At 63.6% G+C, this 13,931-nt stretch carries 12 protein-coding genes; 5 read left to right on the top strand and 7 right to left on the bottom strand.

Translation table 11 applies throughout. The features are described 5' to 3' along the window. Positions 1 to 239: 239 nt before the first annotated feature. Positions 240 to 1,499, top strand: coding sequence for an MFS transporter (locus V1286_RS04200; RefSeq protein ID WP_334477774.1), 1,260 nt, complete (start codon positions 240 to 242; stop codon positions 1,497 to 1,499). Positions 1,500 to 1,527: 28 nt separating this feature from the next. Next, entirely contained in the window at positions 1,528 to 3,240 is a 1,713-nt protein-coding gene (locus tag V1286_RS04195) for a protein kinase domain-containing protein (RefSeq protein WP_334477772.1), read from the top strand. Positions 3,241 to 3,312: 72 nt separating this feature from the next. Here the strand turns inward: V1286_RS04195 and V1286_RS04190 are convergent, their stop codons facing one another. The 3 genes from V1286_RS04190 to V1286_RS04180 form a co-directional block, all read right to left on the bottom strand. Then, a complete protein-coding gene (locus V1286_RS04190; protein ID WP_334477771.1) occupies positions 3,313 to 4,749 on the bottom strand; it encodes an NAD-dependent succinate-semialdehyde dehydrogenase in 1,437 nt (478 codons plus the stop codon). A gap of 625 nt (positions 4,750 to 5,374) precedes the next feature. Beyond that, positions 5,375 to 5,890 (bottom strand): hypothetical protein, encoded by a 516-nt coding sequence (locus V1286_RS04185; protein WP_334477770.1) that lies wholly within the window; start codon positions 5,888 to 5,890, stop codon positions 5,375 to 5,377. A 104-nt stretch (positions 5,891 to 5,994) separates the two neighbouring features. Beyond that, positions 5,995 to 7,263, bottom strand: coding sequence for a S1C family serine protease (locus V1286_RS04180; RefSeq protein ID WP_334477769.1), 1,269 nt, complete (start codon positions 7,261 to 7,263; stop codon positions 5,995 to 5,997). A gap of 401 nt (positions 7,264 to 7,664) precedes the next feature. On the opposite strand from V1286_RS04180, the gene V1286_RS04175 reads away from it, so the two are divergent. From V1286_RS04175 to greA, 3 genes are all read left to right on the top strand, one after another. Next, positions 7,665 to 7,949 carry a hypothetical protein gene (locus V1286_RS04175; RefSeq protein ID WP_334477768.1) on the top strand — a complete coding sequence of 95 codons (285 nt, stop codon included), beginning with the start codon at positions 7,665 to 7,667 and terminating at the stop codon, positions 7,947 to 7,949. Positions 7,950 to 8,286: 337 nt separating this feature from the next. After that, a complete protein-coding gene (locus tag V1286_RS04170; RefSeq protein ID WP_334477766.1) occupies positions 8,287 to 9,795 on the top strand; it encodes an ATP-binding protein in 1,509 nt (502 codons plus the stop codon). A 243-nt stretch (positions 9,796 to 10,038) separates the two neighbouring features. Further along, positions 10,039 to 10,521 (top strand): transcription elongation factor GreA, encoded by a 483-nt coding sequence (gene greA, locus V1286_RS04165; RefSeq protein WP_334477764.1) that lies wholly within the window; start codon positions 10,039 to 10,041, stop codon positions 10,519 to 10,521. Positions 10,522 to 10,725: 204 nt separating this feature from the next. Here the strand turns inward: greA and V1286_RS04160 are convergent, their stop codons facing one another. The 4 genes from V1286_RS04160 to V1286_RS04145 are packed head-to-tail and all read right to left on the bottom strand — an operon-like array spanning position 10,726 to position 13,915. Continuing rightward, a complete protein-coding gene (locus V1286_RS04160) occupies positions 10,726 to 11,073 on the bottom strand; it encodes a RidA family protein (protein WP_334477762.1) in 348 nt (115 codons plus the stop codon). Positions 11,074 to 11,085: 12 nt separating this feature from the next. Then, the gene (locus tag V1286_RS04155) at positions 11,086 to 12,207 is read right to left on the bottom strand and encodes an NAD(P)/FAD-dependent oxidoreductase (protein WP_334477760.1); all 1,122 of its coding nucleotides are present in this window, start codon (positions 12,205 to 12,207) and stop codon (positions 11,086 to 11,088) included. Continuing rightward, a complete protein-coding gene (locus tag V1286_RS04150) occupies positions 12,204 to 13,622 on the bottom strand; it encodes an NAD(P)/FAD-dependent oxidoreductase (protein ID WP_334477758.1) in 1,419 nt (472 codons plus the stop codon). Before V1286_RS04150 ends, V1286_RS04155 begins: the two co-directional genes overlap by 4 nt. Then, the gene (locus tag V1286_RS04145) at positions 13,619 to 13,915 is read right to left on the bottom strand and encodes a (2Fe-2S)-binding protein (RefSeq protein ID WP_108522100.1); all 297 of its coding nucleotides are present in this window, start codon (positions 13,913 to 13,915) and stop codon (positions 13,619 to 13,621) included. Before V1286_RS04145 ends, V1286_RS04150 begins: the two co-directional genes overlap by 4 nt. Between the last annotated feature and the right edge of the window lie 16 nt (positions 13,916 to 13,931).

Here is a 13,931-nt window from a genome sequence, read left to right as displayed (position 1 = left end):
GCGGCTGCTTTTGCCAACAAACGGAGCAAGGGCCGCATTCGCGGCAGGTTATCCACGCGCCGCAAGACACTGCAATTACACGCAAAGTGGCGCGCTTGCTTTTCTGGCACACGAATTGCTGATGTTGCGACCAGAGTAAAGTCTCAACGACGAGACGACTCGCATCCCAAAATTAAATCCCTTTGTGCCGAGATCACCGCGCTTGCGCGGTGTCACGCGCCGATGCTCGAGGCTGCTCGATGAAGTTTGCTGAATTCAAGAAGGCTGGCCACTGGCCCACGCTGCTCGCCGCCTTCCTCTATTTCGACATCAGCTTCATGGCTTGGGTCGCGCTCGGTCCGTTGATCGTCTACATCGTGCACGACATGAATCTTGCCGTCGACGAGAAGTTCACGCTCGTCGCCATCCCGGTTCTGGCCGGCGCGCTGCTGCGGGTGCCGATGGGCCTTCTCGCCGATCTGTTCGGCGCCAAACGCACCGGAATTGTCGCGCAAATCGTCGTCATCGCCGCGACGGCATGGGTTTGCTACTTCGGCCTTCCGAGCAAACTGTCGGTGGAGATATTCGGTCTCGCGCTCGGCATCGGCGGCGCCTCGTTCGCAGTGGCGCTGCCGCAGGCAAGCCGATGGTATCCGCCGCAATATCAAGGCGTGGTGATGGGGATCGCCGGCGCCGGCAATATGGGTGTCGTGCTCGACACGATGTTCGCACCGTCGATCGCCGAACATTGGGGCTGGCAGGCCGTGTTCGGCGTACTGCTCGTTCCGATGGTGCTGATCCTCGCCTACTACATCTACGCCGCCAAGGATGCGCCCGGAGAGCGGAAACCGATTTCGCTGAAGGCTTACGGTGCGTTGCTGCGCGATCCCGACAGCCGCTGGTTCATGTTCTTCTACTTCATCACCTTCGGCGGCTTTGTCGGACTGGCCAACGCCTTGCCGCTGTATTTCAGCGTGCAGTATCACGTATCAGGCGTTGCGGCGGGCCTGCTGGTTTCCTTGATCGTCGCCTTCGGTTCGGGTTTCCGTCCCGTCGGCGGCCTGCTCGCCGACCGCATCGGCGGCATCCGCTCATTGTCGATGTTTTTTGGCGTCGTCGTGGCGGCCTATCTCGTCATCGCCTTCATGCCGGAGGGGCCTGCCGCGCCGGCGCCTGGGGGCTGGGCGCTCACCGAGATGCCGCGGATCGCCTGGATCTCGGTATCGCTGTTCTCGATCGGCGTCCTCGCGCTCGGCATGGGCAATGGCGCCGTGTTTCAGCTCATTCCTCTCCGCTTCCGTCAGGAGATCGGCCTGATGACCGGCATGGTCGGCTGCGCCGGCGGCATCGGCGGTTTCTTCCTTGCCAAGGCACTTGGCGTCGCCAAGGGAATGACCGGCGGTTTCGGCGCGGGCTTCGTGTTTTTCGGCCTGCTGGCGTTGCTTGGTTTCCTCGGACTTGCCATGGTCAAGGTGCGCTGGCGCACCACATGGGGCGCCGCGTCGGGAGCGCGGGTCTGACGACGCGCGCTAACTTGACAGGCCGCGGGTGACGATCGGTTCGCAACGAAATCTCGGGGTTCGCGTCGGCTTCGTCAGCGAGACCGGCAAGCGCTCCGCCAATGAGGATTACGTCGCGACCTGCCTCGGCCGGTCCGGCGGGAGCAACCGCGACATCGTCGCCGCTGTCGCCGATGGCGTCGGCGGACACAAGGGCGGGCGCGAAGCCGCCGAGCTCGCGATTCGTTGCTTCATCGACGCCTATTACTCCCTCCCCGAAACACTCGGTGTTCGCCGCCGGGCCTCGCGTTCGCTGGAAGCCGCCAACAGCTGGATCTACACGCAAGGCCGCACCGACCCGCTGCTCAGCGGCATGAGCTGCGCCTTCTCGTCGATCATCCTGTCGCGGCGGCTGTGCCACATCATTCATATCGGCGACACCCGCGCCTATCGCCTGAGCGAGGGGCGCCTGGAGCGGCTGACCACGGACCACATCGCCGGCCGCGGCGATCTCGCGCATCTGCTTAACCGCGCCATCGGCTTTGAGGACTTCGCCCGCTTCGACTACGCCACCGTCGGACTGCGCCAGCACGACAGGCTGCTGATCTGCAGCGACGGCGTTCATGGCGTGCTGGCCGATCACCGGCTGCAGCTATTGTTGAGCGAGCGCACCTCGCCGGAAGAATCCGCGCGCGCACTGGTCGACGCGGCCATGGATGCCGGCTCCAGCGACAACATGACCGCGCTGGTGCTCGACGTCGTCGACCTGCCGCCCGCCGACCGCGACGAACTCACCCACTCGATCGCGACGCTTCCGATTTTGGACTTGCCCGAAACCGGCGACGTCATCGACGATTTCACGCTCGGCGAAATATTGTCTGATGGCCGCTACAGCCGGCTGTTCAAGGCGATCGACAAACGACAAGGCCGCGAACTCGTGCTGAAGTTTCCGCATCCGCGCGTGGCCAGCGAGGGCTCCTATCGCCTCGCCTTCGTCCGCGAGGCGTGGGTCGCGGCGCGCGTGCGAAGCCTGTGGATCGGAGAAATCGTCGAACTGCCCGCCGAACGCCAGACCCGCCTCTATTCGGTGATGCCGCTTTACGAAGGCGAGACGCTGGAACAGCGGCTGAATCGTTCGCCGCAACTTTCGCTGTCTGAAGGCATCGGGATCGCGACCAAGCTGGCGCGCGCGGTCGCTACCTTGCATCGTGCCGGCATCATCCATCGCGACGTCAAGCCCGACAACGTGATCCTGCTGAAGGCCGGCGGATTGCGGCTGGTCGACCTCGGCGTCGCGCGCGTGCCGCTGCTGGAGGATTTCCCGGCCGAGGACATTCCAGGCACGGCGAGCTACATGGCGCCGGAGCTGTTCGGCGGGCGGACCGGCGACGAGTTTTCCGATCTCTATGCGCTCGGCGTCACCGTGTACCGGATGTTCACTGCCGCCTACCCTTACGGCGAGATCGAGCCGTTCTCGCGGCCCCGCTTCGGCAAGCCCGCTTCCCTCTCCCGCTATCGCCCCGACCTGCCGGCCTGGCTGGATGCGGTGGTAGGCAAGGCGCTCAACGTCGATCCGCTGCAGCGCTACGGCGACGTCATCGAGTTCTCGCACGAGCTCGAGAACGGCGCGATGTGGGCGAAGCCGGCTGTCGCATCACGGCGCTCGCTCTACGACCGCGATCCCCTCGTTTTCTGGAAGAGCCTGTCCGCCGGCCTGATCGTGCTCGTCATCCTGCTTCTGGCATGGTCGGTACGACACTAGCCCGACGCTCCGGTGGAGCGTCGGGCCATGTTTGCATGAGCGAAGCCAACCGCGTTAGCTTCGCGATCCGGCTCACACCCCGGTCTGGGTGATGAACTTGGTGTTGAAATACCCGTCCATCGCCTCGGTGCCGCCCTCCGAGCCGTAGCCGGAATCCTTGACGCCGCCGAACGGCACTTCGGGCAGCGCGAGCCCAAAGCTGTTGATCGAGACCATGCCGGCTTCGATGGCGGCGCCGATCGCGGTCGCCGTCTTGGTCGAACTGGTGAAGGCGTAGGACGCCAGACCGAACGGCAAGCGGTTGGCTTCCTCGGCCACCTCGTCGAAGGTCGAGAAGCGGGAGATCAGCGCCAGCGGCCCGAACGGCTCCTCGTTCATCGCGCGCGCATCCTTCGGCACGTCGCTGACCACGGTCGGCTCGTAGAAGTAGCCCTTGTTGCCGACGCGGTGGCCGCCGGTCTCGAGTTTTGCTCCTTTGCCCACGGCATCCTGCACCATGCCTTCGATGGCGGTGACGCGGCGCGGATTGGCGAGCGAGCCCATCTTCGAATCCGGATCGAGGCCATTGCCGACCTTCATCGACTTGGCGCCTTCGACGAACTTGTCGACGAACTCGCGGAATACGTCGTCCTGCACCAGCATGCGGGTCGGCGAGATGCAGACCTGGCCGGCGTTGCGATACTTCGCCGCCGCCAGAATCTTCGCCGCCGACGTGACGTCCGCGTCCTTGAACACGATGGCCGGCGCATGGCCGCCCAGCTCCATGGTGGCGCGCTTCATGTGCAGGCCCGCCAGTGCGGAGAGTTGCTTGCCCACGACGGTCGAGCCGGTGAAGGAGATCTTGCGGATCACTGGATGCGGAATGAGATATTCCGAAATCTCCGACGGCACGCCGTAGACCAGGTTGACGACACCATCGGGCACGCCTGCGTCAGCGAACGCCTTGATCAGTTGCGCAGGCGACGCCGGCGTTTCCTCAGGCGCCTTGACAATGATGGAGCAACCGGCAGCGAGAGCCGCGGAGAGCTTGCGCACCACCTGGTTGATCGGGAAATTCCACGGCGTAAAGGCCGCGACCGGGCCGACCGGCTCCTTGACCGCGATCTGGTAGATACCGGGGCCGCGGGCCGGGATCACACGGCCATAGGCGCGCTTGGCTTCCTCGGCGAACCACTCGATAACGTCGGCGGCGGCCATGGCTTCCATCTTCGCTTCCGCCAGCGTCTTGCCCTGCTCCATGGTCATCAGCGGCGCGATCTCGTCATTGCGCTCGCGCATGATTGCGGCCGCCTTGCGCATGATCCTGCAGCGCTCGAATGGCGCCACCGCCCGCCAGACCTTGAAACCCCTGGCGGCCGCTTCCAGCGCCTCGTCGAGATCGGCGCGGTCGGCATGCGCGACCGTGCCGATGGTTTCCTCGGTCGCCGGATTGAGCACGGCGATGGTCCTGCCCGACTGGCTCGGCCGCCATTTGCCGTTGATGAACAGTTGAGTATTGGAATATGCCACGAGACTTGCTCCCTCTTTTATTGTCGCCGGATGGCGAATGGCCCGGCTGAAGATCAGGCGCCTTTATGATCGAAGCCCGCCCGGATTGCAAAGCCGATTCAACCGGGTACGGCCCTGCGATCGCTTGCGATACGCCTCGATCCCGCCGCACGCATGGTCGAAACCGGCACGCTCGACCGCATCGCGACCGTGGACGAAATATGGAAAACAACCCCATGCAAAGTAGCAATAATCGCTGGCATGATACCTTGAGCGATCCTGCGAACACTTGACACGTCGGGCAAATCAGCGGCACCGCTTTGGGATTGGGTTGAAGTAGCGCGATGGATGTTCAAGAGACGCACTATCTCACGGCATGTGGTCGTGGAAGCGAAGATTGTCAGAGAGGCTAATTTAGCTTTATCTCAGCCGGATGGACTAGAAGCCATCTTCGTTAGGAAGTTTTATCAAGAGCTCCACGCCTGAAACAGAAAGAGCGGTTAACTCCAACGTTAACCGCCCGCTCTTCTGTGTGAACCGCACTTGTCCTAATCTGCCAGCACGAGTGGCTTATTTCGGCCAGCACCCGCGGTCATATACGTTTGCCACTACAATCCATGCCGGATGCATGAAGCCCTCCGCCACCTCAGTTGGCGGCCACTTTCGTCCGAGCCGTGCGTGAATCCGGCCTGCTCGCCACGGGTGTTGACCGACGGGCGAACGCTCCGCCCTTCCGGGATACTGACGGGCGCCGGTTCTGCTCTGCCGCCAACGGCTTCCCGTCGATCTCGCGCTGTGCAGGAAGCTGCAGCACCGTTGCGCTTTGGCCGGGACGCAGCTTTGTCAGAAGTACGATCTTGCCGTTCGCAAATTCCAGCGCGTCATGGTGCGAATTGCTTCCCCGACTGATTTTCCGGAAACGCGCGAGCCGCGCCCCAATGCTCCCAAACCGCATTTGCGGGTAGAGCTTCGCGAACGGGTGATCGCATACCGCGTCCTCGCTGAACGCAAGTTCGGTGCCTGGCAGGAGGCATACAGCGGCGCCGGGCTCTCCGATCGCGGAGAGCCCGCGCGTTACCGTATTGGGGAATTCGCCCGTTAGCAGCACGTCCCCCGCTCTTGCGGGACGCGACTGGACGGCATGCAGGCTGTAGTCGCACATCAAAACGCTCCACCTTCATTCTTCCGACGTGTATGCGTCACCAGGCATGTCCGGCTCCTTCGAACTTCTCGCGGCGAGATTTCGCGAGCTGCTCCGAACGCTAGCTATCTTGGATTCGCCGCGGACGCGTTGGGTTCATTCGGCTGCTGCCCCAAGGTCACGCTCAATGAGCTCTCTTTTCCTTGCCGAAGCACCGTGAGCTGGGTCGAAGAGCCCGGCGCCAACGCACCGACTTTCCTGATCAACTCGTTGGCGTTCTTGACTGGTTCGCCACCCACCGAGGTGATCACGTCTCCGCTTCTCAATCCGGCTTTCGAAGCGGGACCATTGGCTTGAACCGCCGCCACGATCGCACCGCGGAGATTGCTCAATCCGAGGCCGTCGGCAAGTTCAGGCGTGACCGATTGAACTTTGGTCCCGAGCCATCCGCGCGTGACCGCGCCCTTTTCTTTCAGCTGCGGTATCACTGCCTTGACCGTATCGGCCGGGACCGCAAACGCAACGCCCACTGAGCCTTGGGAGGGTGAAAAGATCATGCTGTTGACACCGATGACGTCGCCCCGGGTGTTGAAGCTCGGACCGCCGGCATCGCCGCTGTTGATTGCCGCATCGATCTGGATGAAATCCTTCGCCGAACCAACCTCGATGTCGCGATCGCGCGCTGAAACAATACCGGCCGTCACGGTACCTCCGACCGCAAGCGGATTTCCGGCGGTAAGCACCCAATCACCCACGCGCGGGGGCTGGTCAGAGAGCTTCACGTAGCTGAAGTCCGTGCGTCCATCGACTTTGATCAAAGCGATATCACTCCACGAGTCCCTTCCTACGACTCTTGCCGAATAGGCGTTGTCGTCGCTGGTTCGGATCTCGACTGTGTCGTTGTCTTCCACGACGTGACTGCTGGTCACGGCATAACCGTCCGCAGAGATGAAGAAGCCTGATCCAGCATTGATCAGTTCGAGTGTCGATGCCCTCCCTCGATCGGGCGCATCCGGATCCGCCCCTGGAATTTCCCCTTTCGGAGCGCGCTGTTCAGGCGCACCAAATTTGCGTGTCGCAGGCGCTTTGGAACGCACCCCAATCACGGTCGGTTGAACTTTTTCGGCGAGATCGGCGAAATCGCCGGGCCCACCACCATCTTCAGTACCAGCAACCCGATCGATCAATGTCGTCGGCCTGCCCACGAAGGAAGCCTGGCCCGGAGAATTTACCGTTGCCTGCGCGATATTCGCGATCACCGGAATCGCGAAAACGGTCAGCCCGCCCATCATCGACGCCCGGCGCCAGCTGAAAACCAAATTTCCACGAGCCAAATTTCTACGAGCCAGATTTTCACGAGCCATATTTTCACGAGCCAGATTTTCACGAGCCATGTGCGCTTCCATAGCCTTGTCATCGCCTCACCGCGGCTTTGACGTCAGAGGCCGGCGCGTTTAGCGCGCCGTCAGTTCCGTGAAAGCTCAGACGCCTGCGGCAACAGTGGGCTCAACAATTTGCTGCGCCGGCAGTTCCTTTCAGCCCAGGGTGGATAAGGAAGGTCGTCCAAATGCCGGAAAGCCATGCCGACTGATCGCCTCGTCACCGAAAATCCCGCATGGCTCCCAACGCGATCTTCGCAGTTCCACCGGGAAGCACGCGCTCGCCTCATTTCCATCCGAACTTGCGGTGGCCTCGACAACTTTCTTTGAACCGTCGGTTTCTTTGAACCGTCGGCCCGTGTGTTAGGATGGATCTGCCACGACAACGAATGAACCGATCTCGGTGAAGGCAGGCTGTGATTACGGTCGAGCGAGCCGGCGAAGGCGATCCACTCGAATTCGAGGTCATCGTCCGTGTGGGAAACGGCGAGACTCGCCATCGCGTCACGATGGCAAGAGACACTTGCGAACGGCTGACGATGGGCCCGCACACGCCCGAGGGTTGCATCAAGGCGGCGTTCCAATTCCTGCTTGATCGCGAACCCCAGGGATCGATCCTGCGGCGTTTCGACATCACCGTGATCTCTCGTTACTTTCCCGAGTTCGAGCGCGAGCTGCCACGCTACCTCTCTCAATCCTGATTAGGTCGCAATCCTGATTAGGTCGCCGAGTGACCTTGACGCTTGCGCGCCATGGCCCAGCCGAAATATCCAATTTTTAGATGATCTGTATTATTTGAATGCCCCGTCAAGAGCGGGGTTGACAGTGTCCAGGACATCGAGCTCGGCGAGACATGAAGCGCTTCGGACGCTCATTCGAGACCGACGAAAAGCAGCAGGTCTACCAAAGCCGGCATCCATCCAAGTTGATGGCGCTCGACCAGCCGTGGAGAACACGGAAGTAGCCGGCCATGGGCGCTCGACGGGCTGCGATCAGGTTGTTAAGCCCGCCTCCGCCAAGGAGCCTTTGAGTCGAGACATGACCGTTGCGATCGAGATGGGACACGCGACGGCAGGCGCTCCGGCTACACTGGACCTTGAGGAACTGCTGGCGACCCGCCTGCTGGTGCAGGGCAATTCGGGCTCCGGCAAATCCCATCTGCTGCGCCGGCTGCTGGAACAGAGTGCCCCCTGGGTGCAGCAGACCATCATCGACCCCGAAGGCGACTTCGTGGCGCTTGCCGACCGTTTCGGCCACCTGCTGATCGATGCCGAGGACCATACCGAGCGGGGCCTGCAGGTCGCCGGCGAGCGCGCGCGCATCCATCGCGTCTCCACGGTGCTCAATCTCGAGGGGCTCGACGCCGAGAACCAGATGCGGCGCGCCGCCGCCTTCCTCGGCGGACTTTTCGACGTCGCCCGCGACCACTGGTACCCGATGCTGGTGGTGGTGGACGAGGCGCAGCTATTCGCGCCGGCCGTCGCCGGCGAGGTTTCGGACGAGGCGCGCAAACTCTCGCTCGGCGCCATGACGAACCTGATGTGCCGCGGCCGCAAACGCGGGCTTGCGGGGATCATCGCCACCCAGCGACTGGCGAAGCTCGCCAAGAACGTCGCGGCCGAGGCGTCCAATTTCCTGATGGGCCGAACCTTTCTGGATATCGACATGGCGCGCGCCGCCGACCTTCTGGGCATGGAGCGGCGACAGGCGGAGGCCTTCCGGGATCTGGAACGCGGGCAATTCATGGCGCTGGGACCGGCCCTCTCCCGCCGTCCGCTGGGGCTGCGCATCGGTCCAACGGAGACCACGCCGCGCAACGCGACCCCGCGCCTGATGCCTCTGCCGGAAGCGACACCGGACGCACGCGCCATCATCCTGGCCGCGCCGCCGCCCGAGAATAACCGGCCCCAGCGCCGGTCGCCGCCGGACCTCCTCGGCCAGCTCATGGCGGCGAAGACCGCGGCGCTGGAGATCCGTCCCGAAGCGGTGGAGCAGCCGCTCAGCGCTGAGGAACTGGCGGAGCGGCGTGAGCGCGTGGACCGTATTCTGCGCGCCGTCATGGCGGAACCCGATTCGGGATTCCGCGCCATCGGCGTCCTCTATCAGGAGTTCGTGGTCCGCTGCCGAATAGAGGGCCTCGGTTCGGACGTGCCGGACCTGGGTGACTTCCGTCGCATGCTGACGCGCGCCCGCGCCGGGCTCGGCTCCGATATGGCAGAGGATGACGCCTGGCAGGATGTCTCGGTCCGCGCCTCACTTCTGCCGGAGGATATGCAGGGCGTCTTCATGATGATCGCCCGCGCCGCGAAGGAAGGTTGGCCCTGCCCGGGCGATGCAGCGATTGCCCGCGCCTATGGCTCACATTCGTTGCGCCGTGCACGGCGTCTTTTGACCTACATCGAGGAGCAGGGCCTCATCGTTTGCCAGCTTGACGGTGCCGGCCGGCGGATCGTGACGCTCGTCGAACTGGCCTGGGCGACGGCACCGGGCGACCCCAATGCCGAGGAACTGCCGGCGGAGCAAGGCTGCAGCAGTTCGCCGCCATGATGCGGCGGTCGCGCGCACCCGGAAAATGCCACGCATCAAGCCGTGGCTGTCCACCGCGGAGGACTGTCACAGGGCCTCTGTCGAGTGTTCCACAAACGAGGTAACTTGATAATGGCGCCCGGCTCGCTCTGCGGTATATGATTCGTAGAAGTCGCTGAGCGTTGCGCCACAGTTCCCTTGACGGGTCCGCGCCCTTGTCGCCGACTGCCTTTTTGCATATCTCGCTTAAAAGGAGTTCTGAGCTTGAGCGTTGCCTTCACCAAGGAAGACAGTGCCGAAACTGCGTCGGAGACGCTGCTGCCCGATCGCCCGGTTTCACCTCATCCGAACCTTGTTACGGAAGCGGGATTAAAGGCTCTGGAATTTCAGCTCCAGCAGGCTCGTGAGGCGTACGAGGCGGCGCAGAAGATCGAAGACGTGAATGAGCGGCGGCGGCAAGCAGCAACCCCCTTGCGTGATGCGCGCTACTTTGCGGCGAGAGTTCGGACGGCTCAAGTCATCACCAATCCTACGTCAGCTAACACCGTTGCCTTTGGCAGCACTGTGACCTTCCGGCGCGACGATGGGCGCGTACAGAAATATCATATCGTGGGAGAGGACGAAGCGGACCCCAAGGCCGGTTCCATTTCCTTCGTGTCCCCAGTGGCGAGGTCCCTGATGGGCAAAGCTGTTGGGGATGTCGTCAGCACATCCGGTCAAGAGCTTGAGATCATTGCGATCTCGTAGCCCCCGGACGAGACGCAGCGATGTCTGGAATGTCCGCCTTGCGAATGAGCGGTCCTTCCATACCCGCTCATTCTGTGAATCCCCTGCTCAAGCTGTCTCGCGCGCTACCTGGGTCGCGCGCAAGCCGAGCTTGCCTCCAAAAGTTTTGCCTGAGTTTATGGGGGCTTATCTGTCGACGTCGCCGCCTTCCAAAAGCGTCTCGACTCAGCCCTTGAGCGCGGTGACCACCACCTCAATCAAGGCGCCACCTCCGAGATCGGCCACGCCGACTGTTGCTCGTGCCGGCAAATTTTCGCCGAAAAATTCGGTCCAGGCCGCGTCCATTTCCTTCTTTCTGGAGAGATCCGTGACGAAGATCGACGCGCTGACCACGCGGGACGTATCGGTTCCCGCCTCCTTCAGATAGCCGGCGATCTTGCCGAGGATGTTGCGGGTCTGCTCGCCCATTGATGCGCCCGTGTCGTCGGCGATCGTGCCGCCAACGAAGACGAAGCCATTGGCTTCGACGGCGCGGTGCATGATCGGGGTGCGGATGCTGCGGATAATGCTCATGATGTCCTCTTCTTAGGTCGTGGAAGCGTGGAAACGGCCGATGCCCAGATCGCCGATCCGGGTCTGGGTGCCGCCGTTGACAATCAGCTCCGCCATCACGGCGCCGGCGCCGGGACCGAGCTGGAAGCCATGCAGCGAAAAGCCGAACTGGTGATAAAGGCCCTTGTGACGAGCACTTGGCCCAAAGACGGGCAGATCATCTTTTGTCTTGGCCTCGATGCCGGCCCAGGCGCGGACAATCGTCGCACCGCGCATGACCGGAAACAGCTCGAACACGGTGCGCGCGCTCACGGCGAGGCTCCGCCAATCCAGCACGGTCTCGTTGCGGTCCTGATCCGGCGTCGCCAGATGACCGCCGCCGATCAGCACGGTGCCGTTGGCGAATTGTTTGAAGGACAGTTTGCGGCCGCGCAGGATCACGACTGGATCGATGAAGTGCGGCACGTGTGACGTGATCATCAGCATCGGCGCCACGGTCTCGACCGGGACCGGCTCGCCGAGGGCGTCGGCAATTCGTCCAGCCCACGCGCCAGCGGCGTTGACGAGCACCGGGGCGGCATAGCTGTCCGCGCCAACGTCGACGTGCCAGAGCCCGTCGCGCTGCCGGACATTGCTCGCGGCCACGCCCTCGCAAACCGTGGCGCCAAGCGCAGCCGCCTTGCGCCGAAACGCCGTCGTGGTCTGCGCGGGATTGGCCGCGCCATCACGCCGTGACACTATTCCACCGGGACAGGTGTCAGCCACCGCAGGCACCAGCCGGCGCAACTCGGCTGCGTCAATCAGCTCTTCGTGGGTGAAGCCAAGCGCGTTCAGTTCCGCGACACGTGCGCGGCATGCTTCCAGTTCTGCGTCATTCTCCGCGACCAGAACCTGGCCGTGGCTCTCGAAGCTGCAATCATCGTCGAGGAGCTCCGCGATCCGCTCCCAAATTCCCATCGAGCGGATCGAGAGCGGAATCTCGGGGATATGCCGCGCGAGTTGACGAACGCCGCCGGCATTCACCCCTGAGGCGTGGCGGCCGGCATAGTCCTTCTCGATCAGCACCGGCTTCATTCCCGCAAGGCACATGTGAAGCGCCGTCGAGCATCCGTGGATGCCGCCACCCACGATGATGGCATCCGCGAGCTTCGTCATCCGCGCACCACGGCCTGGATGTCGGCCTCTGTCTTCGGCACGGCCGCCAGCTCCGCCAGCGTGATCGGCTTTACCGGTGCACGCAGCCGGTAATAGCCGATCTCCTGGGGAGTCTTGCCACGGGCCTGCGCCATCAACTCAGTGACTGTCAGACCGCAGAGCCGGCCCTGGCAGGGACCCATGCCGGTGCGACGATAGGCCTTGAGCTGGTTGGGACCGGTCGCGCCGATCGCGACGGCGTCGAGAATGTCCTTGGCCGTGACCTCCTCGCAGCGGCAGACGATGGTGTCGCCTGAGGGGATGCGAAACTGCCGGGCGGGACGGAACAGCGTGTCGAGGAAGGCACGGCCGCGCTCGGCCTGGGCCAGCGACGCTCTGAACGTCGACATGGGTGCGAGCTTCGCAGCAGCCGCAGGCGCCAGGGCCTCGACCGCAGCTCGCGCGGCGATACGGCCGCGGACAATTGCGGCTCCCGCGCCGCCGATCCCGGCACCGTCGCCAGCCACAGCGATGCCCTCGACCGACGAACTGCCGTCGCGATCGAGCACGGGCGACCAGCAGAGCTGCAGGTCGTCCCAGCGGTGCTCGATCCCCGCCGCCATCGCGAGATTGATGTTGGGCACCACGCCCTGATGCAGCAGCAATAACTCGGCCGCAATCGTCTCGCGTCGGCCGCCGGCCGTATAGGTCACGGTTGCGAGCTGGCCATCACCGGCGGCCTCGAGTTCGCTGACGCCGGTCACCACCGGCACTTTCGCTCGCACCTCCTTCATCATCGCGAGTCCCTTTGCAAAATAGGGCGACGTTACGAAGGCGAAGGCGTGAGGCAGCGCGGCGAAATAATTCCGGCGCTCGGTCGTGTCGAGGATGCGGTCGATGCGACCGCCAAGACGCAGGATCTGCGCCGCGAGCAGCCAAAGCAGCGGCCCCTGACCGGCGATCACCGTCTGCCCGTCCGGCACCAGCCCTGAGGACTTCAGCATCGTCTGCGCGGCGCCTGCGGTCATCACCCCCGGAAGCGTCCAGCCCGGAATTGGCAACGGCCGCTCAAGCGCGCCCGTCGCCAGAATCACACGCCGCGCCTTGACGAAAAACGACGCGCCGCCGACCGACACACCGACCTCGAGATTCCGGTCAAGACTCCAGACCGTCGCGCGCTGGACGATCTCGGCACTGCTCGATCGCACTGCATCGACAAGGTCCGCGCCCGCCCAATAGTCGGCGCCGAGGCGGTCACGTTCCGTCACCGGGGTCGAGGCGATGGCGCGCCAGACCTGGCCGCCGGGGCCGGCATTCTCGTCGAGCAGCAGCGTCGACAGGCCAGCCTCGGCTGCGGTCGCTGTGGCGGCGAGCCCAGCGGGCCCTGCCCCGATAACCACGACATCATAACTATCGCGCCTCGGAGTCGTGTTCATCGGCCGATTTCCCTTTTGCCCTTCTGAATTTCGATCTGCATGCCCTCGGCGACGGGCACCAGGCAGCCCTGGCGATTGCCGACGCCGTCGATAGTGACGAGGCAGTCGAAACACACACCCATCATGCAATAGGGCAAGCGCGGCGCGCCGCTCACCGCGGTCGCGCGGCGCACGTCTCGGCCGGAGACGAGCAGCGCAGCGGAAACAGTATCGCCCTCGCGCGCCTCGACGGCGGCCCCGTCCACGAGGATGTGCACGGATCTTCTGCTGTCCTGATCGGATCGTTTGAACATGGGATGCCTCTTCGTC

It is taken from the genome of Bradyrhizobium algeriense (assembly GCF_036924595.1).
Classification (GTDB): Bacteria; Pseudomonadota; Alphaproteobacteria; order Rhizobiales; family Xanthobacteraceae; genus Bradyrhizobium; species Bradyrhizobium algeriense.
This window is presented reverse-complemented; position numbering and strand designations above follow the sequence as displayed.

Excerpts from the sequence above, each read along its gene's own strand:
- V1286_RS04145 (WP_108522100.1), bottom strand. The coding sequence starts at position 13,915 with ATGTTCAAACGATCCGATCAGGACAGCAGAAGATCCGTGCACATCCTC.
- V1286_RS04200 (WP_334477774.1), top strand. The coding sequence starts at position 240 with ATGAAGTTTGCTGAATTCAAGAAGGCTGGCCACTGGCCCACGCTGCTC.
- V1286_RS04150 (WP_334477758.1), bottom strand. The coding sequence starts at position 13,622 with ATGAACACGACTCCGAGGCGCGATAGTTATGATGTCGTGGTTATCGGG.
- V1286_RS04160 (WP_334477762.1), bottom strand. The coding sequence starts at position 11,073 with ATGAGCATTATCCGCAGCATCCGCACCCCGATCATGCACCGCGCCGTC.
- V1286_RS04170 (WP_334477766.1), top strand. The coding sequence starts at position 8,287 with ATGACCGTTGCGATCGAGATGGGACACGCGACGGCAGGCGCTCCGGCT.
- V1286_RS04180 (WP_334477769.1), bottom strand. The coding sequence starts at position 7,263 with ATGGCTCGTGAAAATCTGGCTCGTGAAAATATGGCTCGTGAAAATCTG.
- V1286_RS04155 (WP_334477760.1), bottom strand. The coding sequence starts at position 12,207 with ATGACGAAGCTCGCGGATGCCATCATCGTGGGTGGCGGCATCCACGGA.
- V1286_RS04185 (WP_334477770.1), bottom strand. The coding sequence starts at position 5,890 with ATGTGCGACTACAGCCTGCATGCCGTCCAGTCGCGTCCCGCAAGAGCG.